The 21,769-nt window shown below is 49.0% G+C and carries 18 protein-coding genes and 1 pseudogene; 11 read left to right on the top strand and 8 right to left on the bottom strand.

Annotated elements, in window-relative coordinates; translation table 11 throughout:
* Positions 1-121: 121 nt before the first annotated feature.
* The 3 genes from L0Y31_RS13965 to dprA all read right to left on the bottom strand — a co-directional run bounded on the left by L0Y31_RS13965 (position 122) and on the right by dprA (position 3,487).
* Positions 122-541, bottom strand: coding sequence for a hypothetical protein (locus L0Y31_RS13965; RefSeq protein WP_234733691.1), 420 nt, complete (start codon positions 539-541; stop codon positions 122-124).
* A 136-nt stretch (positions 542-677) separates the two neighbouring features.
* Positions 678-2,303, bottom strand: a complete 1,626-nt coding sequence (locus tag L0Y31_RS13960; protein WP_234733690.1) for a GAF domain-containing hybrid sensor histidine kinase/response regulator — start codon at positions 2,301-2,303, stop codon at positions 678-680.
* An 80-nt stretch (positions 2,304-2,383) separates the two neighbouring features.
* Positions 2,384-3,487, bottom strand: a complete 1,104-nt coding sequence (dprA, locus tag L0Y31_RS13955; protein ID WP_234733689.1) for a DNA-processing protein DprA — start codon at positions 3,485-3,487, stop codon at positions 2,384-2,386.
* 292 nt (positions 3,488-3,779) lie between these two features.
* Here dprA and L0Y31_RS13950 point away from each other — a divergent pair, with 292 nt between their 5' ends.
* On the top strand, positions 3,780-4,628 hold the full coding sequence (locus L0Y31_RS13950) for an alpha/beta fold hydrolase (protein WP_234733688.1): 849 nt from the start codon (positions 3,780-3,782) through the stop codon (positions 4,626-4,628).
* Between the two features lie 63 nt (positions 4,629-4,691).
* Here the strand turns inward: L0Y31_RS13950 and L0Y31_RS13945 are convergent, their stop codons facing one another.
* Positions 4,692-5,609 carry an EamA/RhaT family transporter gene (locus tag L0Y31_RS13945; RefSeq protein ID WP_234733687.1) on the bottom strand — a complete coding sequence of 306 codons (918 nt, stop codon included), beginning with the start codon at positions 5,607-5,609 and terminating at the stop codon, positions 4,692-4,694.
* A gap of 107 nt (positions 5,610-5,716) precedes the next feature.
* Between L0Y31_RS13945 and L0Y31_RS13940 the strand changes: the two genes are divergently transcribed.
* The 4 genes from L0Y31_RS13940 to L0Y31_RS13925 all read left to right on the top strand — a co-directional run bounded on the left by L0Y31_RS13940 (position 5,717) and on the right by L0Y31_RS13925 (position 8,955).
* A complete protein-coding gene (locus L0Y31_RS13940) occupies positions 5,717-6,268 on the top strand; it encodes a GAF domain-containing protein (protein ID WP_234733686.1) in 552 nt (183 codons plus the stop codon).
* 124 nt (positions 6,269-6,392) lie between these two features.
* Positions 6,393-6,863, top strand: a complete 471-nt coding sequence (locus tag L0Y31_RS13935; protein WP_234733685.1) for an FKBP-type peptidyl-prolyl cis-trans isomerase — start codon at positions 6,393-6,395, stop codon at positions 6,861-6,863.
* Positions 6,864-7,078: 215 nt separating this feature from the next.
* Positions 7,079-7,846 (top strand): response regulator, encoded by a 768-nt coding sequence (locus tag L0Y31_RS13930; RefSeq protein WP_234733684.1) that lies wholly within the window; start codon positions 7,079-7,081, stop codon positions 7,844-7,846.
* Between the two features lie 113 nt (positions 7,847-7,959).
* The gene (locus tag L0Y31_RS13925; protein WP_234733683.1) at positions 7,960-8,955 is read left to right on the top strand and encodes a 2-hydroxyacid dehydrogenase; all 996 of its coding nucleotides are present in this window, start codon (positions 7,960-7,962) and stop codon (positions 8,953-8,955) included.
* A 10-nt stretch (positions 8,956-8,965) separates the two neighbouring features.
* Here the strand turns inward: L0Y31_RS13925 and L0Y31_RS13920 are convergent, their stop codons facing one another.
* From L0Y31_RS13920 to L0Y31_RS13905, 4 genes and pseudogenes are all read right to left on the bottom strand, one after another.
* Positions 8,966-9,808, bottom strand: a complete 843-nt coding sequence (locus tag L0Y31_RS13920; RefSeq protein ID WP_234733682.1) for a ThuA domain-containing protein — start codon at positions 9,806-9,808, stop codon at positions 8,966-8,968.
* A gap of 6 nt (positions 9,809-9,814) precedes the next feature.
* Positions 9,815-10,999 carry a Gfo/Idh/MocA family protein gene (locus tag L0Y31_RS13915; protein ID WP_234733681.1) on the bottom strand — a complete coding sequence of 395 codons (1,185 nt, stop codon included), beginning with the start codon at positions 10,997-10,999 and terminating at the stop codon, positions 9,815-9,817.
* A 124-nt stretch (positions 11,000-11,123) separates the two neighbouring features.
* Positions 11,124-12,515, bottom strand: coding sequence for a putative oxidoreductase C-terminal domain-containing protein (locus L0Y31_RS13910; RefSeq protein ID WP_234733680.1), 1,392 nt, complete (start codon positions 12,513-12,515; stop codon positions 11,124-11,126).
* Between the two features lie 24 nt (positions 12,516-12,539).
* A pseudogene (locus tag L0Y31_RS13905) lies at positions 12,540-13,961 on the bottom strand (Gfo/Idh/MocA family oxidoreductase).
* 380 nt (positions 13,962-14,341) lie between these two features.
* On the opposite strand from L0Y31_RS13905, the gene msrA reads away from it, so the two are divergent.
* The 6 genes from msrA (at position 14,342) to L0Y31_RS13875 (ending at position 21,729) form a co-directional block, all read left to right on the top strand.
* Entirely contained in the window at positions 14,342-14,992 is a 651-nt protein-coding gene (msrA, locus tag L0Y31_RS13900; RefSeq protein WP_234733679.1) for a peptide-methionine (S)-S-oxide reductase MsrA, read from the top strand.
* Between the two features lie 129 nt (positions 14,993-15,121).
* Positions 15,122-15,925, top strand: coding sequence for an MbnP family protein (locus L0Y31_RS13895; protein ID WP_234733678.1), 804 nt, complete (start codon positions 15,122-15,124; stop codon positions 15,923-15,925).
* Positions 15,926-15,929: 4 nt separating this feature from the next.
* A complete protein-coding gene (locus tag L0Y31_RS13890; RefSeq protein WP_234733677.1) occupies positions 15,930-17,021 on the top strand; it encodes a cytochrome-c peroxidase in 1,092 nt (363 codons plus the stop codon).
* 196 nt (positions 17,022-17,217) lie between these two features.
* Positions 17,218-19,686, top strand: a complete 2,469-nt coding sequence (locus L0Y31_RS13885; RefSeq protein ID WP_234733676.1) for a TonB-dependent receptor — start codon at positions 17,218-17,220, stop codon at positions 19,684-19,686.
* Between the two features lie 257 nt (positions 19,687-19,943).
* On the top strand, positions 19,944-20,339 hold the full coding sequence (locus tag L0Y31_RS13880; protein WP_234733675.1) for a hypothetical protein: 396 nt from the start codon (positions 19,944-19,946) through the stop codon (positions 20,337-20,339).
* A 256-nt stretch (positions 20,340-20,595) separates the two neighbouring features.
* A complete protein-coding gene (locus tag L0Y31_RS13875; protein ID WP_234733674.1) occupies positions 20,596-21,729 on the top strand; it encodes an efflux RND transporter periplasmic adaptor subunit in 1,134 nt (377 codons plus the stop codon).
* Positions 21,730-21,769 lie beyond the last annotated feature (40 nt).

Raw genomic sequence — 21,769 nt, 5'->3', positions numbered from 1 at the left:
AAACTGAAAACTAAACTTATAAGACTTACTAAAATTCGATTTTTACTGATTAGCATTGCAATTCTTTTAAATAGCAAATGCAGTAAGTCCAGTGGCTTACTGCATTCATTAATAATCTTACTTATTTGTTTACAACCTGAACCTGGTACGTTTTTCGCAATTGGCCATTTCCGGTTTCGCCAGCCATTTTTTCATAAAACATGACTTTCGCCGTACCCGTAGTTACCCCTTTAATTTGGAAAATAACCGGTTCTGGATTTGTTTTTTTAAGCGTATCAATAGCCGGAGTTAACTGTTGCCGGGATACGTCGACAACCTCGGTATTGTCGGAGTTACCAATCAACTGAGCCTGATTATCACCCCGCCCCGATAGCTTTATCTCTTTGATTTCGCCAACTTTCACGCGAAGCTTTTTAGCCGGACCAGGCGAGTTGGCTTCCGTCAGAGACCTGCTTTGACTACAGGCGCTAGCACCAACCATACAGAGAATGATGCAGAGTGACGCCAGGCGCCGGGCGAAGGGGATGAGCAGCTTTTCCATATCCTTATAACTACACAACCAGACCAACGGTTTTAATCACCGCTTATTGGTCTCGTGAAGAAACAAAGAATACGCTGGCGCAAATCGTACAACCGATCAGGACGCTCGTTTCCGGAAAATGATTCCTTAGAAGCTGTTATTGCGTAATTCTAATGAGCAGGTCTTTTAGCTGCTGGGCTTGAAAAGGTTTTGGCAAAAAGCCCGCAAAGCCCGCTTCTTTTACTTTATCAGACGCCTCCGAGCTTTCGTCTGCCGACAAAGCGATGATCGGTGTATCTGGTTGTAATGGACGTAGGGCCGCCGCTAGTTCGTAACCGTCCAGATACGGCATGTGCAGATCCAGCAGGATACCTTTGTATTGGGTATTTTTAGCTGATTCCAAGGCTTCCAGAGGAGAGTTAAAAACGGCAACCTGTACGCCGTATTTTTTGAAAAAGTAAGTTAAAATTTTGGTATTAAAGGGGTTATCATCAACGGCCATGTAAGTTCCTTCTAACCACGATTCCTCATTCATAACCTGGGGCGTTTTAGCCACTTCAATCGCCAACGTCAATTGAAACCAGAATGTCGTTCCTTGACCAACTACGCTACGTACTTCTAATCGACTTCCCATCAGTTCGAGCAACTGCCGACTAATGGCCAGCCCCAGACCAGTTCCCCCGTATTCGCGGGTTGTGGACACCGAAACCTGGATGTATTCATTGAATAGATGCTTGATGGCTTCCTGCGGAATTCCAATACCCGTGTCATTCACTTCGACGATTAGGGTCGCGTGCGTTTGTGAAGCCTCTAGGAGCCGCGCCCGAAGCTCAATTTCACCCTCTCGCGTGAACTTCAGCGCATTGCTGAGCAGATTGGTCATTACCTGCAATAAACGTGTCGAATCACCTTTGAGGGTAGTCGGTATATTTTTGTCAACTTCTACACTCAGCTTTAGTCCTTTTTGCCGCGCTTGCCATTCCTGTAAATTAGCCGTTTCCTGCAAAAGCTCCGACAAAGAAAAAGAGGCTTCTTCCAGCAACACCTTATTTGCCTGTAATTTACTGTAATCCAAAATATTATTTACCATGCGAACCAAGGTCCTGCCTACATTTTGCAGGCGTTTCAAGTCTTTTTGTTGAGTAGTTTCTTTTGTATTATCTAATAAGGCCTGCGTATACCCTTCCAACGCGTGCAGCGGCGTACGGATTTCGTGGCTGAGCGTAGCCAGCAAGTAAGCTTTTTGTTGAGCTAGTTCTTCGGCATCCCGGCGGGCTTCGGCCAGCTCAGCGTTGGTCTTGCGCAACTCCATTAATAGCACCACCTGCTGAGCCAATGCCTTCATGGCTATCTGCTGGTCCTGGGCCAACTGGCGCGGTTGATGATCAATCACGCAGATTGACCCTACGGCAAACCCATCCGAAGAGATGAGCGGAATTCCCGCGTAAAAAATGATATAAGGCTGATTAATTACCGCCGGATTGTCCCAAAAACGCTCATCTTTTGTCGTATCTTCGACAATTAAAGGATGATCATAATTGATGGTATGTGCACAGGGAGAGATGTCACGCGGGACTTCACTGACGGCTAGTCCATAGTGTGATTTAACCCATTGCCTTTTTTCATCAATTAAACTAATTAAGGCAACCGGCGTCTGACAAAGCTCGGAAGCAATGCAGGTAATCCGATCATATTCCGCCTCTGGCAACGTGTCTAAAAGTGCATATCGCTGCACGGCAGCCAGACGTTGTAGTTCGTTAACTGGAATTGGAGCAACAATCATGCGTAATCAAAGCCTGATTTATTTGTTCGACAAATATAAACTTAACTTAGTTCGATTTTGCTCTTTTATTCCGTAAATTCCTATCCAAGGCCATACCTCTTCCCTGGTAGCGAACGGATTATCCCTTTAAATTCCAGATTGAGGAGTAAAGCAGCCAATGTTCCCATGGGCAAACCGGTTTTCCAGCTTATATCATCGATGTGCTCGTCTGTTAATTGACGCAGCAAAGCAATCACCTGGCTTTCTTCTTCCGTAAAATCCAACGCTCGGTCTAACAAAGGATTGGTATGCATCTCCAAAGGCTTATCCCAATTCAGGGCTTCTACCAAATCTTCAGGACGGGTGTAAATCTGGGCTTTATTTTCACGAATAAGCTTATTGCAACCCTGCGAAAACGACTGATTTACCTGCCCCGGCACGGCAAAAACGTCCCGGTGGTAGTTGTTGGCGTATTCGGCGGTGATGAGAGCTCCACCTTTGGCCGCCGCCTCAACCACAATAACCACATCGCTGAGGCCGGCAATGATCCGATTTCGGGCCGGAAACAGATGCGCATCGGGTTTCGTCCCGGGCCTACTTTCGGTCAGCAATGCCCCATGGTGCCGCATTTCCTGGGCTGTTTTCTGATGAACAGACGGATAGATGACATCAATTCCGGAGGCCATTACCCCAATGGTTGGTAGCCCATGCTGGAGGCTGGCCCGATGGGCAGCGATATCTATTCCATAGGCAAGTCCGCTGATTATTAGCGGTTGGTAAGCTTTCAGGGCCTGAATAATTTCCTCGGTCATCCGGCGGCCATAGTCCGTTGCCTGCCGTGTCCCAACGATACCAAGCGTACGTCCCGTGTTCAGGTCGGCATTTCCCTGCCAGTAAAACAGCGCGGGAGCATCGTACAGAGATTTCAGACGCGATGGATAGCACTTGTCGGTATAAAAAACGGTTTTGACGCCGAGCGCCTCTGTTTGCTGCGTAACCCGCTCTGCTTCTTTAAGTACTTCCGGTGATAAAATTGCCCGCGCTGTTACTTCGCCAACGCCCGGTATTTTCATCAGCTTGCCTGCTGAAGATTGAAACACTGCCGTAGCTGAGCCGCTATAACTAATTAGGTGCCGAATCAGGACATCTCCCACGCCAGCTACCAGCGTCAGGGCAAGTTGATAAAAGGATTCAGATTGGTTCACACGTCTTAACAGTTTGCTATCTGGACGTATCGGAATCGCCAGAGTAACGATCAATCAGAAATAAATTACGTATCTGCATCAGACCGGAAAGACAAAGCTTTCTTCCTCAGGACCGTCTCATTCTGCGCTAGCGCACCTCTTAGATAAAGGACCTACGGCGGCTGGTATTTAGCCACTACCCGTTGGCTAAACTAACTGGACTTTCATACAATTTCTGCCCAATTATTTAACCATCTCCCCTACTGGAAGTTACAAGAAATGTGTATCTTTTATTCATACCAATTTTAACGTTATGAGTTATATCCAAGCCGCCCCCGATGTTAGCCTGTTCTATCAGGATTGGGGAACCGGACAGCCTGTTGTTTTCATTCACGGCTGGCCATTAAGCCACGAAATGTGGGAAAACCAATTGACGGAACTTCCTCAGCAAGGCCTTCGCTGCATCGCATACGACCGCCGTGGTTTCGGAAAATCCAGCAAACCATGGAGTGGTTACGATTATGACACGCTGGCAGATGACCTGCGGGCGGTTCTTGAAGAACTTGATTTACAAAATGTAACCCTGGTCGGCTTCTCCATGGGCGGCGGGGAAGTAGCCCGTTACATGAGCAAATATGCCGGAGACCGGGTTTCGAAAGTAGTGTTTATTAGCGCCGTAACGCCTTATCTGGTTCAGACGGAGGACAACCCGGATGGCGTTGATCGCAGCACGTTCGACGAAATGGTTGAAAACATCAAAAAAGACCGGGCCGATTTTCTGGATACATTCGGAAAGCAGTTCTACGGGGTCAACTTGCTAAGCCACCCGGTTAGCCAGTCGCTGCTGGATTGGAACAAAACGCTCGCCTTGTTTGGCTCGCCAAAAGCTACGCTGGATTGCGTACGGTCTTTCTCCGAAACGGATTTTCGGGCTGATTTACCGACCATCAGCGTTCCAACCTTGATTATTCACGGGGACTCGGACAAAACGGTTCCTTTCGAGTCTTCAGGTCAACAAACGCACCGACTCATTCCCCAGTCAACTTTATTGGTTTACGAAGGAGAGCCGCACGGCCTTTTTGTAACCAGCAAAGATCAGTTGAATGAGGATTTGCTGAGCTTTATTCTGGCTCGTACAACGGTAACAGAACCGGCATACTAATCAATTGGTACTATTCTTTTATACCCCATTTCTGCTCTAACTTGGGCCGAAGTGGGGTATTTTTTAAAACTGAAGTGCCGCTAGTTCCTGCCACGAAATAAGCCCGATTGCCACAATAGCCAGTCCCAGGCCAACTTTATTGGGGGTAGACAGGGTCTCTTTGAAGAAAACCGCTGCTGTCAGGGCGGCTACCAGAATAACGCCAATGTTGTACAGTGGATAGACAAAAGCCCCATTGCCCCCAAAAGCAGAGAGCGCCAGTAGCAAGGTATAAAAACTCAGATAATTCGGAATGCCTAGCGTTACGGCACCCACCATCGAGCGCCAGGAAATGGTTTCCTGCCCGCGAATGATCCGAACAAACAGCATTAGAAAACCCGCGACCACCGCCCCCGCCACCATGGTTAGGGTGACTGCCGTGGTTTTGTCCGCCGACGGTATATAACGGATATTCATGTAATTGATCAATGTGTTGGTGATGCCGTACATCAGAAACACGCCTATCGGCAACAGGATATTTAGGCCTAGCTTTTTGGCATTTATTCCGGCTTCGGCCTCAGGTTCTTTCTGAAGGGTACTCAGTCCAACCGCCACTAGTGCCAACACCAGGCCCAGGTAATTTAAACTGTCAAATTGTTTTCCGCCCGCTTTAAATACAAACAGGCTAAAGCAAACCGGAATAACCAAAGACAGGTTATTGGCCAGCGAAGTTACGGTCATACCCATGCGTTGCGTCGAGGCCCCCGACAACAGAAACGTCACGATAAAGCCAACGCCCAACCCCAATGCCAACCAGGTCCAGGTTTGCGAGAAATCAATACTGAATGTCTGGTTAGTGGGCAACAATAGATAACCCGTTAGAAAGCAAATCACATAATTAAACACAATCGCCTGGAAGGTATTAACTTGAAAACGGGGAAAAAGACGAAAATTAAGAAGAAGCAGTACAGAAAGTAAAATGCTGAGAATGAGATAAAGCATAGAAAAAGCCGACCCAGTATACCCTTATTTTTGTGTAAGTATAATCAAATTATGATACCAAATAGTTTAACTTAAACCCAAATTGAAAACTTATATTCTAACCCGGTATGAAGGCCGCCGCTATAACTGATAATGAAGAAGAGCGCTTAAAAGCTTTGGCTAGCTATAATTTGCTTGATACCCTCCCCGAAGCTGACTACGACGCCATTACGCTACTAGCCTCCGAAATTTGCCGTACCCCGATTTCTGCCATTAGCCTGATCGACAAAGACCGGCAGTGGTTTAAATCCAAACAGCGCTTAAAAGCCAGCGAAACCCCCAGGGAGCAGTCGTTCTGTGCCCACGCTATTCTGGAACCGGATGAGATTTTTATCGTTCCCGACGCCCGACTCGACGACCGCTTTTCCGACAATCCACTGACTACCGGCTACCCGAATGTGGTTTTTTATGCGGGCGTTCCCCTGATGGATGCGGAAGGTTATTCCCTCGGCGCGTTGTGTGTGATCGACAGCCGCCCCCGTACTCTAACGCAGAACCAGCTTCTGGCACTCAAAGCGTTAGCCCAGTTAGTTAATACTCATTTTGAATTAAGACGCACAAAAGATGAGCTGGAACGCACCCGTGCAGAGCTCCAGCAAGCGCTTCAGAAACCGTCTTAGGCCTCTCAGAAGTCAGGCTGTTAATTCATCGAACCCGATGGATAAACTTTGCCGGAGAATTCATGGATCTGTTGGTTACAAGAATAAATGATAACAACTTTGCCCAAACTTTCTTTTTGAAGTCATGCAAATCACAAAACACAAAGTGGCTGCTATCCACTACACGCTGCGCGACAATTCAGGTAAAATCCTTGACTCAAGCGCTGGACGCGAGCCACTGTACTACCTTCATGGTGAAGGAAATTTGATTCCAGGAATGGAAGAAGGACTCGAAGGGAAAGAACCCGGCGACCATTTCCAACTAAATGTATCTCCCGAAAAAGGCTACGGCGAACGGGATCCTGAGCAAATCCAGGAGGTTCCGATGAGTGCTTTCGGCGGGCAGAAAGTGGAAGTTGGCATGCAGTTTCACGCCAATCATGGTCAGGTGGTAACGGTTACAAGCGTTGCGGGAGATGCCGTAACAATCGACGCCAACCATCCACTGGCTGGGCAGGAATTGAACTTTGACGTAGAAGTCGTAGAAGTACGCGACGCAACCGCCGACGAAGTGGCCCACGGTCACGTTCACGGCCCCGGCGGAGCTAATCACTAAAAAATTAGTTAGAGGAGTTATGGAGCTTAACAGCAAATCTATAACTCCTCTTTTTTTTAAACCCTTTGCTGACTTCACCAAAATAGACCCCAAGCAATTATTGCGCAACAGCAGTCGGTGAGAAACTAGTCCATAAACTACCTAAATAGACCGGGCTAGCTTATATTTGTTACTATTGTATACTCAACAGTTACTTTTAATTATACCCAACCAGCATGACAGCCATCGATGAGCGCATCCATATTCTGATTATTGAGGATGAAGGCATTCTGGCAATGGAACTCAGCGATAGTCTGGAAGAAGAAGGCTACTACGTGGTGGGCGTCGCCAGTAATGGCCGCAAAGCATTCGACATTTTCCGACGGCAGCACGTCGATCTGCTGCTATGCGACATCACTCTTAAAGGCGATTGGGATGGCATTGAAACAGTCCAGCACTTAACGGCCGAACGACCCGTCCCCGTCATCTATCTGACGGCGCTGAGTGATCGCGAGACGCTGAACCGCGCTAAACAGACCTACCCCGCTGCTTACGTCAACAAACCCTATCAGTTAGCCAGTCTCCGTACCGCCATCGAGCTGGCCATTCATAACTTTACCCAGCGCAAAAAGCCCGCAACTCCCTCCCCCACCGAGCGCAACCACCTCGACCGCGAAACCATTCTGCAAATCAACGATTACGTTTTTATCAAGCAGAATTACCAGTTTGTTAAAGTTAACCTGACCGATTTGCTGTATTTGGAAGCGGACAATGTGTATACTTCGTTGATTACAACCGACCGCAAGTACGTTCTCCGGCAAACACTGAGCGGTATCTTGGAGCGTGTACAACAGCCCGGACTTGTCCGGGTTCATCGTTCTTACGCCGTTAACATCAACAAAGTTGAGTCGTTTAATGAAACCGAAATTGTGATTGGCACGCAGCAGATTCCGATGAGCCGGAGCTATAAAGAGAGCTTTTTACAGCAATTCAATCCCCGTTGATGGCCCAAAAAGAGGAGTTCCTATGATAAAAAGCACGTAGAAACCCTTTTTTTATCAGCACCAGGGGAGTATTTCGGGTATATTTTTGCGGCTACATCACTCCTTAAAGCCTTATGAAGATTACCTTTTTCAGTTCGAAAGCGTACGACACCCATTTTTTCACGGAAATGAACGAGCCTTTTGGCTATGAACTGTCCTTTCTCGACGTTCATTTAAACCAAACAACGGCCAGTTTGGTCCAGGACTCGGAGGTTGTCTGCGCTTTCGTGAATGATAAGGTTGACGAAACGGTTGTTCGGAAACTGCGCGACCAGGGTGTCCAATTGCTGGCTCTGCGTTGTGCTGGTTTCAACAACGTTGATCTGTCCGCTTGCCATGAGGCGGGCATTCGGGTGGTACGCGTTCCGGCCTACTCGCCCTATTCAGTTGCAGAACACACCATTGCGCTCATTCTGACGCTTAATCGCAAAACGCACCGCGCCTACAACCGCGTCAAAGAAGGCAACTTTTCCCTGAATGGGTTGATGGGTTTTGACCTCTACCAACGCACGGTTGGTTTGCTGGGGTTAGGAAAAATTGGTAACGTGACGGCCCGCATTCTGAAAGGTTTTGGCTGCCAGGTTCTTGCTTATGACTTGGTTCAGGATGATGAAGCTCACGAAATCGGTATCGAGTATGTGTCGCTGGACCAGCTCTTTAGCGAATCCGATATTCTTTCGCTCCACTGCCCCCTCACGCCGGAAACCCACCACATTATCAACGAAAAAACCATCCAGCAAATGAAGAAAGGCGTTATGCTGATCAATACGGGGCGGGGCGCGTTGATTGACACCCAAGCCGCCATCGAAGCGCTCAAAAGCGAGCACATTGGCTACCTGGGCCTGGATGTGTATGAAGAAGAAGGCGATTTATTCTTCGAAGATTTGTCCAGCACGGTCATTAAAGATGATGCCTTCATGCGCTTGCTGACGTTTCCTAACGTGCTGATCACGGGTCATCAAGCCTTTTTTACCCAAAATGCCTTGCAGGGTATTGCGCAGACTACCCTGCAAAACATTCAGGATTTTGACCAGCAACGGGCGTTAAAAAACGAGGTACTTATTTCTTAGCCACCGTGTTTCACCGAATGGGTGTGTCTCTCGAATCCGCGTACGCTTTGCCAAAATCTACCTTCCCGACCTGGCCAGCTACGTAGCGAATGCCCTGAAAAATGTGCTGGACAAAAAGCGGGTCTTCGTAGTCTTTTTTGTGGTGACCCAAGGCGGTACACCAGGTATACCCACCGTCGAAGTTGTAATACCAGGCGGCGGGGTACAGTGCGGTATACGACCCACCAAACGTTTTAATTTTCTCCGCTTCAGCCTGGTCGAGCGAAGTCAGATCGTGGGCCATGATCACCGTTGGACCTGGCGACATTTCCTTGGCAAAATAACACTCGTCTTCTTTTTCCCAGACACGGGGCAAGCCTTCCATCGAAGGGTGTTTCGGGTCGATTACGTCAATCTTAAGCTTCTGAAAACGCGGATGCCAGGCAAACGTGCCGCCCAGCATCCGCTTGAACCAGGTCCAGTTCCGCTCCGTTCCCATGACGGAATGGATGCCAACAAAGCCGCCCCCCGCTTCGATATACCGCCGGAAAGCCAGCCGCTGCGCGTCGGTGTCAAATACGTCGTTGTTGGTACTCGGGAAAATAAGCAGCGTGTATTTTTTAAGATTCTCTTCCGAAAAAACCGCTGGCTCGTCCGAAACATCGACTTTAAACCCGTGTTGTTTTCCTAACTTCTGGATGCATTGCACGGCGTTGGGTATATTGTCATGAACATATCCTTTCCCGTTTTTAGTATACACTAGCACACTGACTTTCTTCCAGTTAACACCATCTTTGGACCAGCCAAGACCAGCGGTCAACAGCCAAAAGATTAGCCCGAGTACTCCTACGTTTGCACATCGATTTTTTCGCATAGGGACTTATTGCTTAAGCGTTGGGTTCTGTGCCTGCTTTTGCGCTTTCAGGGCTAGTTCAGTCGCCAGAAAACAATGCGCCTGCGACATGGCCGTTTCGGTCCGATTCAGAATATCATCCACCAGTTGCTCGCCATACGGAAGCGGTTGTTTGCTACAGTCGATGTAACGCGTCTCTTTCTGATCGACCAGAATCAGGTGATTTCCACCGCTTCGTCCGGCAATGTCCACGTTTTTCCGGAGTTCGATAAATCCATCCGTACCCAGAATTGTCAGACGCCCATCACCCCAGGTTTTTAAACCGTCCGGCGTAAACCAGTCTACCCGAATGTAACCCGTTCCGGCATCGCCGCGCAGCATCAGATCGCCAAAATCCTCGAACTTCGGGTACTGCGGATGATGCACGTTGCCCGCTTGCGCAGCCACCACTTCAGCCTTGGTTGAGCCGGTAAAGAACAGAAATTGGTCACACTGGTGGGAGCCAATGTCGCAGATAATGCCGCCGAAGCGTTTGCGGTCAAAAAACCAGTCGGGCCGCGATTTGGGGTTCATCTGGTGTGGACCTAGCCCAATGGTCTGAATCACCTGGCCGATTGCCCCGGCTTTTACGAGTTCACCCGCCTTGACCGTGGCCCGGTTGCCAAAACGCTCACTGTACATGATCGAGAAAATACGCTTGGTATCTTTCTGCACCCGACGCACTTCGGCAAGTTGCTCCAGACTCGTAATACCCGGTTTATCAACCATATAATCTTTCCCGGCCCGCATAACCCGCACGCCAAGCGGAGCCCGTTCGTCGGGGATGGAGGCGCTGACGACCAGTTGAATTGACTGGTCTTCCAGAATTTCTTTTTCGCTGCCTGCCTGTTTGGCCTGCGGGTAGCGTTTGGCAAAAGCCGCCGCCAGATCTGGCTCTTTGGCATAGAACGAAACCAGCTGACCGCCTCCCGCCGTTACAGCATCAACCTGCCCGTTGATATGCCCGTGGTTCAGCCCGATTACCGAAAACCGAATCCGAGCGGCTGTCGGCTTTTGAATGGTTCTCCCGTGCGCATCCGCCAGCGGGGAAGTGGATCTGATTGCCGGAGCGCCGAGCGATTCCACAGGCAAGGCAGCCATGCCTGTCAAACCAGCCGCTGTTGCAAACGATTCTTTAATAAACTGACGCCGATTGGCTTGTGATTCTTTCATTTTAAAGAGCGAAAGTGGGGATGAGTGAAAGAATGAAGGGAGGAAAGAGCGAATGAGTAAATGAGCGTTTCAGGAATCCAGCAAAGGGACCGAATAAGCTATGAGCCCATTCGGTCCCGGTCTGTTACTTTTTAGCTACTGCACTTTTGGTTTTTTTCGCTAGTTCCAGGGCTTGTGTGGTGGTGTAGTATTTGGAAATCATGTTGGGTACTTCCCATTCCGGCAGCTTGCCCGCTTTCAGGTATTCCATGTATTTCTGCGCCACCCGCCCAAAATGCGCCTCGTGGCCTTCTTTGTATTTTTCCGGGATAATCACTTCCCAACCGGCCCCCGATTTTTTGACGTCAACACCCGGAAACTCCTGTTTGATCGCTGGCAGAGACTTCGTCAAAGAGGCTTCCAAAGTTGTGTTGCCCGCTACTGGTTCAATATACAGCGTTGGTTTATACTGCTGGGCCGCGCCCTGGCGAATAATCAGATTGGCTTTGGTGCCGCGCATGATGGAATAGTGCGTATCGCCCGTTCCCTCGGGTGCTTTATAGGCCCAAATCACCGATACTTTGGCGTGTACGCCCCGAAGCTGGTAATTGATTTCGCCATTGCAATACACCTGTAAAACACTGTCTTTGGTCACATCCTTCTTGAGGTAATCCGGGAAAGCATCCTGCTTGGTGATGGCTTTGAACTGGCTCAACGTCATATCCGTTGTCCAGCGCCGCGCCGATGTTAGATTAATATCTTTCAGGTAATCAATCGTTTGCTCTGGAAAACACTCCCATTGCACCAGATCAACCAAGTGCGTGGTTACGTCCACAATCCCTTCGCCCTGCTGTGCCACATCCATAAACCAGGCCGGACGTGTCAGCACGCTTCCCGAAACGTTTTTGTAAAAGTGGTGCACACTTTCTTTCGTAACCGCCGGATTTTCGGGGGTGCCTTTTTCCAGCGTTCCGAACACGTCCAGTTGCTGCGAAAAAGCCCGTTGCAGCATGGTCGAAATTTCGTAACGTTCGGTCATGATGTCGTAAAGCAGCACGTTCTTCTGTTTTGCCGTCTCAAACGCATCTTTCAGCTTCTGGAAGTTGGCTCCGTCAATGGTCATGGGTTTATCGGCCAGCACATTGAAGCCCGCCGCCACAGATTTCTGAATGTAATCCGTTTTCAAGCGGTTATTACCCGCCATAACAACAACATTACCCGCTTTGTCGGCCAGCATTTTTTCCAGAAAATCAGGTCCCCGGTAAACCTCTTCTTTCCAGTGAGTCGGGTCTTCGGTGCGGGTGTTGAAGCCCTGAATTTTGTCCAGATGGAGTTGCACGTCCGATCCCTCGGGGGCGTATACATGCACAACTGAATCGACCCCATCAAACATTGTTTTCTGTACCAAAGCAGCGTGAAAATGGCCAGGATCCAGGGTAATCAGACGAATGGTGTCGTCATCTTTTTTGTCCGATGACTGACAGGCAGCAATCAGCGTAGCCATGAACAGGCTACCAACAGCAGGCAATAACTTCATGATAAATAATTAGTTAACAACGAATTAACGGGTTTTAGTAGTGGCCAGCGCTTTAATGGCATACGGCTCCCGTTGTGAACGAGACAGCAATTTATTCGCTTCCGGATCATTTTTAAACTGTTCCTTCTTCGGATCCTAGTATAGCTTTCGGTTCAGTTTCATGGCGGCGTGGTGCAGCAAACAGGCCGAGCAGGAACGGTGGCCTACCTCCGCCGGGGCAATGGGTTCTTTGCGGCTTGCAATGCTTTCGAGCCAGTTACCATGATGTTCCTTACTGACAGTCAGGTGTGTTTCGTTCGGTCCGATTACCGATTCAATGATTTTCGGATCGCTGGCATCCAGCGCCTTGGCGGCTTTCTGCTTGGCAATCGGGTCGCTGGCCGTCACAGAGGAATCGCCCCGGGACACGAAAATCCAGCCTTCGGTACCTTCAAATTTAATGCCGTTGGGTAGCTCGTTGCTCACAATCATGTGAACCCCATTGTCATAAAGCGCCTCGGTCCGGAAAATGCCGTGTACATCCCACAGCCCTTTTTTAGGAAAATCTGCTTTTCCCCATATTTCGATCGGCCCTGTATGTTCGGTATTCATCGCCCAATGCGAACAGTCGATGTGGTGGGAGCCCCAGCCCGTGATCATGCCCGCACCAAACTGCTCGCAACGCAACCAGCCGGGACGGTCGTAATCTTTCTGTGGATGAACTCGTTTTTCGGTGTAGTAGACTTCCGGCGTTGTCCCTAGCCACATGTCGTAATTCAGGTTCTTCGGAATCGGCATTTCAGCTTCTTCTTCGCCCGACGGATCACCGGGCAAACCCACGTATACGGTCTTTAGCTGTCCAATACGCCCGTTTCGTACTAACTCGGCGGCATACCGAAACTGGTGTGATGACCGCTGCTGGCTTCCCACCTGCACAATCCGTTTGGTCCGTTTAACGGCATCGGCCATCATCCGACCCTCCGAAATAGTCAGCGAAGCGGGTTTTTGCATGTATACATCTTTCCCGGCTTCGACGGCGTGCACCACCATCGGCGCGTGCCAGTGGTCGGGCGTGCTCACCAGCACAGCATCAATGTCTTTATTACCTAATAGTTCGCGGTAATCCGTGTACACGCGCACTCCGTCATAGTCTTTGCCTGCTTTTTTGGTGTAAAAACCATTTACCAGCTTTTTGGCGTCTTCGGCCCGTTTGCTATCCACATCACAAACCGCCATAATCAGCGCATTGTCATATTGCAGGACGCCCGGAATGTCGTGTCCCCGCGAGATCCGTCCTGTTCCAATGGCTCCAACATTGATTCGATTGCTGGGCGCATTTTTACCAAATACTGAAGCGGGCACAATGGTAGGAAAGCCACTGAGGATTGCCGTAGATACCAGCGTTCCTTTCGCCGTCAGGTCGAGAAAGGCCCGCCGCGAGACTGTTGATTTTTGTTCCTTTGACATATCACATGGGGTTTAGGCTGCTTTTCGGACCTTTCGGCCTTCTTGTGTCTATAAGTTACAAAAGGCTGATTTTTACTTTCCGTTCTTCCTGTACATTAAATCATTCTTCTTGCTAATTGCTCTTCCTGCGCAAAGACACAAACGAATCTAAACTCCCGGCTTATTCGTATATATACCTGACACTGTAGGAAGTGTGATTTTGTTGAGTTAATAATAGTGTGGAAGGAAATGCTGATCCACTCTTGAGAACAGTGTTTTTCGTGGATACTTTAGTGTGTAGCAATAAACCCCGGCTCGTTTGTACCGGGGTTTATTACTTAAAGGGTATTTCTGAACGGGCAATCAACAAAATTTGTTACTTAATTACAACCCTTTTTACTATGAAATCTATTCAGGCTCTGTTTGTTACAACATTGTTATGGTTGGCCTATTCTCAGGGTCAAACGCAGGATACCAAGCCCGCCAAACTGCCAACGCCTAAACCCGGTGAGGCGGTTGCGACCTTTGCCGGCGGCTGTTTCTGGGCGCAGGAAGAAGGCTTTGACCAGCTTCGGGGCGTTCGGGAAGTGGTTTCGGGGTACGCGGGCGGTGACCTGAAAAACCCGACCTACGAACAGGTTAGTACCGACAAGACAGGCCATGCGGAATCCGTACAGGTCTATTACGACCCCAAAGTAATCAGCTATGCCGATTTGTTGACCGCTTTCTTTGCCGGACACGATCCTACCACACCCAACCGCCAGGGACCAGATGTTGGACGGGATTATCGCTCGATGGCTTTTTATCGGACTCCAGCGGAAAAGCAAGCCCTTGAAGCCGCCATTCGGAAAGTCAACTCGTCGAAGCATTATAGCAATCCCGTCGTGACGGAGGTGGTTCCTTTCAGCGTGTTTTACCCCGCCGAGAATTACCACCAGAATTACTTTAAATTACACCCAGACCAGCCTTATATCCGCAGTGTTTCGCTTCCCAAAGTAGAAAAACTGCGCAAAGCAATGCCTGGTAAACTGAAGAAAGAAACGCTAAGCTAATCAGTCATACTCCGGCTTGAAACAGCCTCCGGGAATCGTATGAGTGGTTATAATCCCGCTTAATTCGGGTAAATCCATACGAATCGGTGGCCTTTTCCGTTGTAAATTTGATGTAACTTCCCAAGCGGTATGAAGCGACTTTTTATCTATGGTTTACTGGCTTTAAGTGGTTCGATTGGCTTTATGTGGTCGTGTGATCGCCCGGAATCGGTGACGCCCTCCGGCCAATTACAAATTCGATTTGACAATGTAGCTGGTAATCAGGATCTGAAGTTAACCACCGATTCGTACAAAAACAGTTCGGGAGAAACCTTCAACGTAACGCTTTTTAATTACTACATCAGCAATATCCGCCTCCGCAAAGCCGACGGCACTGAATATACCGTGCCCCAGGATAGCAGCTATTTTCTCGTCAAAGAATCGGATCCTGCTTCCCAACTCATTACGTTGCGCAACATTCCGGTTGGCGATTATACCAGCCTTACTTATCTGGTTGGCGTTGATAGTCTGCGCAATACGATGGACATCAGCAAGCGGACGGGCGTACTTGATCCGGCGGGGGGCCATTTGGGCGGTATGTACTGGAACTGGAATTCGGGGTATATTTTCCTGAAGTTGGAAGGTAGTTCGCCGCAAATCACCAAAGAAACCGGTAACACCTTTACGTACCACATTGGTCTTTTTGGCGGCTACAGCGGTCGGACGTTGAATAATCTGAAAACGATTACGGTTGCTTTCAAGGGAACCATCGCGCAGGTCAGTGAAACGAAGGTTCCGCAAGTGATGATCAAAGCCGATGTTTTGCGCGTTTTCGACGGTCCCAACCGCTTAAGCTTGCGGCAATATTCAGACATTGCAGTAGCGAATGTCTCGGCAGAAGTTGCCGCCAATTATGCCCAGATGTTTGAGTTTACCGGCTTGAAAGCCAATTGATCACATGAGTCGCTGGCAAAAAATAGGGTTTTTACTGGTCGCTGCACTGTGGGCATTTATCCTTGGCTGCCAATCCGACTCGCCCGCCAACGAGGAGCCGAAGCCAAATCCAAACCCTGTCGAATACAAAGCCACGCCTTATAACTGGATTAAACCGGCTAATTTTCCTGATCCACTTTACGATTTTAAGAACAACCCACTGACGGTTGAAGGAGTGGCCCTCGGCAAGGCGCTTTTTTACGACGGAAAACTCTCGCAAAACGGCATCATCACCTGCGATTTTTGCCACCAGCCCTCTACGGCTTTCGCTCATACCGATCACCCCCTGAGCCACGGCATCGAAGACAAAGTAGGTACCCGCAACGTTCCAGCCATTCAGAATGTGGCCTGGAGCTCGCATTTTTTCTGGGATGGCGGGATCGTTGATCTGGATTTGCTGCCGCTCTCGCCCATTCAGAACCCGGTTGAGATGGGCGACACAATGGCCAATGTGCTGAAAAAAGTGCAGACCGACGGGCGCTACCCGGCCCTGTTCAAAGCGGCTTATGGCTCCGAACAGATTACGAACGAGCGTTTTCTGAAAGCTTTGTCGCAGTTTATGCTGACGTTGGTGTCGGCCAATTCAAAATACGATAAATACGTACGGAAAGAATCCGGGGGTAATCTTTCCACCGAAGAGCTGCGGGGCTTGGCACTTTTCCAGGAAAAATGCGCCTCCTGCCACAAAGGCGAACTGTTCACCGACCAAAGTTTTCGTAACAATGGTTTGCCCCCCTCCCCGACCAATCAACAGCCCGATCCGGGGCGTTCCAGCATTACGTTGCAGGAGACTGATAAGAATAAATTTCACGTTCCCAGCCTGCGAAACGTAGCGATTACGGTGCCGTATATGCATGATGGGCGGTTCGCCACGCTTGAGGCCGTTCTAAAGCATTACGCCTCTGGAATGGAAGATAATCCGCAATTAGATCCGCTTTTCCGGCAAAATAACCGCGTCGGCATCCCACTAACGGCTTCAGAACAGCAGGATATTATTGCGTTTCTCCGTACCCTGACCGACTACGATTTTATCACGAATCGAAAGTTTCAGCCTTGAATCTTTTCTTCTGAATTGGGGCACCATTGCGTTCTTTTCGCCCCAAAAACGTCATTTTTATAATTCTAACCACTCTTGGAATACTTCAAGAATTATTTTAATCCCATTGCCAAAGTTTAACTAGTAAATTCTTGCCCTATTTTGCTTATTTAGCTATCACTCAAGATGGTTCTCTGTTGTAAGCAATCCCTGGTGCATGAAAAAACTATTACTCCCCATATTCACCTGTTTTATAACCTGCGCCTGGGCCCAACAACCCGCCTCGCCGCCTAAACTACCGTCTGTTTTACCCACGCTTAAACCCAATGCCAAAGGCTTTCGCATCACTGGCGTGGTGATGGATCCAACGCTGAACAAACCCGTGGAATTTGCCACGGTCGCGTTGCTGGATCCAGAAACGGGGAAACCGGTCGGCGGGATTACCTCGGATGAGAACGGGAAGTTTGCTATCAACAACGTAGCAGCCGGGACGTACAAGGTGGTGATCAGTTTTATTGGCTACGAAAGCAAAACGATTAACAACGTACTGGTTAGTGCGGAGAAGCCGGATGTGGCGCTGGGGGATGTTCAGATGCAGGCCGATAACCGCACCCTTAACGAAGTGGTCGTCACCGGCGAAAAATCCCTGATTGAAGACAAAGATGATCGGCTGGTCTACAATGCCGAAAAAGACATGACCAATGCAGGCGGAACCGCCGTCGATGTTCTCAAAAAAGTACCGCTTCTGACCGTAGACCCGGACGGTACCATCCAGCTAAAAGGCAGCAGCAGCATTAAAGTACTGATCAACAACAAGCCATCAAGTATTATGGCGCGGAGCATCAGCGAAGCGCTCCAGATGATTCCCGCTGAAGTTATCAAGTCGGTGGAGGTGATCACGGCCCCTTCGGCTAAATACGACAGCGAGGGAACGGCGGGCGTGATTAACATCATTACTAAAAATCAACTCCAAGGCTTAACCGGCGGCCTCAACGCTACGGCTGGCAATCGCCGAAATAATTTAGGCGGGAATTTTAACCTCAAACGCGAAAAATTGAGCATCACGGCGTTCGGGGGCGGCTCCTGGAACAACAATTTCGGAGGTACTGAAAACTTCCGGCAAAACTTCCGCAACGGCCAGCAAATCAGCGAAATCAAGCAGTCGAGCTTCTACCGGAACCGGGGCGATTCACGAACGGGCTCCATCAGCATCGACTATGACCTGGACTCGACCAACCGCATTGGCATGGATGCCAGCTTCGGCGGCGAATTTCGCACGACCAATTCCACGCGGGATACCCGCCAAGTATCGAGTACGCCCCAGGAGTTTCGTCGGTACAACACCACCAAAAATCAGAATCACAGCATGGATGTCAACTTTAACTACACCAAGACATTCAAGCGAAACCCCGAGCAGGAATACACGTTTCTGGCCCAGTATAACCAAAATGAAAACGAGAGTCGCTACGCCCTGAATCAATTTCCGCTGCCGGAAAGCGAGGTGATTAACTACCGGGAGCGGAACAACAACGAAAACCACCAGAAGGAATTTACCTTACAAACCGATTACACCCACCCGTTTTCGGCCAACCGGCGGCGCGTGCTCGAAGTTGGTTCGAAAGCCATTTTGCGCGATGTGAGCAGTGACTACCGCCTGGAAAATGCGCCGAACGAAACAACCGAGTTTAAAGAAGATCCGCGTCGGGCCAACAAATTCGATTACCAGCAATGGGTTTGGTCTTCCTACGCCACCTTCCGGCTTCGGACGGCTAACAAATGGAGTTTTAACCTCGGTGGCCGGATGGAATTGACCGACATCAACGCCAACTTTATTTCTACCCAAACCAAATTTAAGGACCGGTACCAAAACTTTCTGCCGAACATCACCATCTCAAAGCGGCTCGATGAGGCCCAGCGCCTGAAACTAAATTACAGCCAACGGATTCAACGCCCAACCATTGCGTACCTCAACCCTTACGTGAACTATTCCGACCCAAAGAACATCCGGTCGGGAAACCCGTATCTGGAACCAGAAGTGGCCCATTCCGTGGAGTTTACCTATAGCACCTATACGAAAAAGGGCCTCAGCGTCAACGCCATGGTGTTTGGCCGCCTCACCGACAACGCCATTGAGCAAATTACGACGGTTGATACCAGCGGCGTGTCGAACAGTTCTTACCGCAACATTGCCCAGAACGCCACGTATGGTCTGAACCTCTTTAGCTCGGCCCGGCCCGTCAAGCAGTGGAACATCAGCGGCTCCTTCGGGCTGAATTATAATTTACTGAATAGCACGGCGCTGCAAATCGTCAACCAGAACTGGAGCTACCGTTTCAACCTGAACTCCTCGCTTCAATTGCCCAAAAATGTAAGCTTGCAGGTCAACGGATCCTATACCTCCCGGCGCATCTTGCTCCAGGGGCAGTCTTCGGGCTTTTATTACTACAGTTTCTCGGCTCGCAAAGAATTTAAAAAGCAAAACCTGACGGCCACTGCCAACATTGACAACCCGTTTCGCCAGTACAACATCATTGAGAATCGCTACCGCACGGCCACGTTCAACTCCGACGGCGAGAACTACAACGCCATTCGAAATTTCCGGCTTTCGCTCAACTGGCGATTTGGAAAGATGAGTGCAGGACCCAATCGGGGGAAAAAGAAAATCTCCAACGACGATAAAAAATAGCGTCTTTTTTGCTCATTAATCGCTCGTTAAACCGAGCCTAAGAAGCACACAGGCAAGCCTTGATCTCCACGGGGCTTGCTTTTTTTGTGATAGGCGTTCTGAGGTTATCTGCGAAAAATGAAACCATTTATGAACAATTTGCCGGAAAAACTTGTAAAGTTTAAAGAATGTTCAGCACAAATCGACCAAAATGACTTAATAAACAAAAGGTTTTATTAAGTTCCCCCAATAGCTGGTTACATTTGTTGTGTGCTAGTATGAAAAAACGGTATAAATATAAATTTCTGCACCGGCTCCTTTGTTGGTTGATGGCCATTCATGTCATCAACATAAGCATCGATGCGCCGGATAATTACTTGCCACCGACCCTCCAGAGTGGCTTGCAGAAAGACTTATCCGTAAACGAAATTGAAAGCCTGGGCGAGCTGATTCTGGAAGACTGGTTCGGTATCACCGATGCCTTTCCTGAGCACGATAACTCCAATAAAGAATCGCATCTGACGCAGGTTGAATCCGATTATATTTTTTCGCAGCCTTTTGTTTTTACAGTAGTACCGATTTCCTGGCATCTGGTCACCAATCCGGCTACGTTCAGCCTGATTCGTGTATTGACGCACATTGAGGAGATTACGCCTCCCCCTCCCAAAGCCTGACCTCCTTTTACTCTGCCTGTCCATCACGCCATTGACGCGGGATAAGCAGCTATAAGCTCGATTACAACAAAACCTCTTTCGTATTGGTACAGATTCCAGCAGGAATGCTGTCCATTCATTCTGGTTATACGGCAGTTCTAGCAGCTACGAATGCATCGCATTTGTAGTCGTATAATGCTATGAATTGTCGATCCGTGAAAACCCAAAATAGGGGCATCCATCAATAAAAGAATCTCTTACTCTAGTAGCCTTAATTATGAGAAATTTCCCAAGTATAACGGTGCTTGCCATCAGCACGTTACTTGCCAGTTGCACAACTCAGGAAAAAGAAAAAGAATCCACTGAAAAACAGGCCTTTCCAGTCATTGAACTTACCGAGCAGGCAACGACCCTGCAACGGGAATACGTTGGTGACCTGGAAGCCATTCGGAATGTAGAAATCCGTGCCCGGGTTGCTGGCTTTTTAGATAAAGTTTTTGTCGATGAAGGACAGTCGGTGAAGAAAGGACAGCTTCTTTTCCGCATCAATGAAGGCGAATACCAGGCTGAATTAGCCAAAGCAAAAGCCAACTTGAAAAGCGCCGTAGCCGAGGCAAAAACGGCTGAGCTGGAACTGGGTCGCGTGCGGCTACTGGTCGATAAGAAAATCATTTCTGCTTCCGAAATGGAGCTGGCCAAAGCCAAACTGGATGCGGCCAAAGCGGCCATTGAAGAAGCCCAATCGGTACAAACCAACGCTTCGCTTCGCTTATCGCACGCTAACATCCGCGCTCCTTTCGATGGCGTGATCAACCGAATTCCCTTTAAAATGGGTAGCCTAATCGAAGAAGGTGCCCTGCTGACTACGGTTTCAGATACTAAAGAAGTATACGCCTATTTCGATGTTTCGGAGAAAGAGTACCTGGAATACATCAAAAAAAGACGCCAGCAACCCGGCCACCGCAGCCAGGAGGTTGATTTGCTTCTCGCCGATAATTCGTCTTATTCGCATAAAGGAAAAATTGAAACCATGGAAACCGTGTTCGAAGGCAACTCCGGCACCATTGCTTTCCGGGCTCGTTTTCCAAATCCCGATAAGCTCCTCAAACACGGTGCCACCGGGAAAGTTCGCTTAGCCAGCGCCGTTACGGACGCCGTTCTGGTACCCCAGAAAGCCGTTTTCGAAATCCAGGACAAGAATTACGTCTTTGTCGTTGATGACTCGAATAAAGTCAAAATGAAGAGCTTCATTCCCCAAAGCCGCATTGACCAGTTTTACCTGGTTAGCTCTGGCCTGGAGCCCGGCGAAACGGTGGTCTATGAAGGCATTCAGAACATCCGGGATGGGATGGAGATCACGCCAAAACCCCTTTCAGCTGATAGCGTTCTCGCGTTAACTGCGGCAAAATAAAAAGCTATCGTACCGGTCAAACCTGGTTTGACCGGTTTCC

The organism is Tellurirhabdus bombi (assembly GCF_021484805.1).
Classification (GTDB): domain Bacteria; phylum Bacteroidota; class Bacteroidia; order Cytophagales; family Spirosomataceae; genus Tellurirhabdus; species Tellurirhabdus bombi.
Note: the sequence above shows the minus strand (reverse complement) of the source record. Positions and strands in the feature narration are given on the sequence as shown.